The 635-nt window shown below is 45.8% G+C and carries 1 protein-coding gene; it reads left to right on the top strand.

The genetic code is table 11. The annotated features are described in order from the left end of the window. The coding region (locus Q0192_RS05810) for a molybdopterin cofactor-binding domain-containing protein (RefSeq protein WP_299287484.1) at positions 1-635 on the top strand (635 nt) is incomplete at both ends.

The raw sequence follows: 635 nt of genomic DNA, 5'->3' as shown, positions 1-635 counted from the left end.
GCTCGCAGGTTACCGCAAGTGTTGGGCCTGCCACCCGCGCCGCTTCTTTAGGCTTGGTAAGCAAGTTAAAAAAGATGGCAATTGCCGATGCAAAATCACCTTTACACGGACAAAAAGAAGATGATTTGGTTGCTGAAAACGGACGTATCGTTATCAGAACAAAAACGGAAACCGGAGATGCGTACACGGATATTTTAAAACGCCAAAATTTGCAGGATTTGCAGGCACAAGCTGCCACTAAAGTTTCTACCCGGCAGCAAACGGAATCAAACCCGGCAGCGGGAGGAAGCCCGGAAGCGGAGATTGAAGAAGAAAGCAAAGGAAACCCTTTTGTTCAGGTTGATGAAAAAATAGACCGTAAACCATTTACTTTTCATTCTTTCGGGGCACATTTTGTTAAAGTTTTGGTTGATCCTGATCTGGGTATGGTTCACGTGGACAAAGCAGTAGCAGTGATGGACGTTGGAACTATCATGAACATGAAAACGGCCATCAACCAAATTATGGGCGGGATGATTTTCGGGATTGGTATGGCTTTAATGGAAGAAACCATTTACGACCCAAACCGCGGGCGGCCGGTAACCAAAGATTTGGCCAACTATTTAGTTCCGGTTCATGCAGATATGCCGGAGTTT

The sequence above is a fragment of the uncultured Mucilaginibacter sp. genome, from assembly GCF_937859865.1.
In the GTDB taxonomy this organism is placed as follows: Bacteria; Bacteroidota; Bacteroidia; order Sphingobacteriales; family Sphingobacteriaceae; genus Mucilaginibacter_A.
This window is presented reverse-complemented; position numbering and strand designations above follow the sequence as displayed.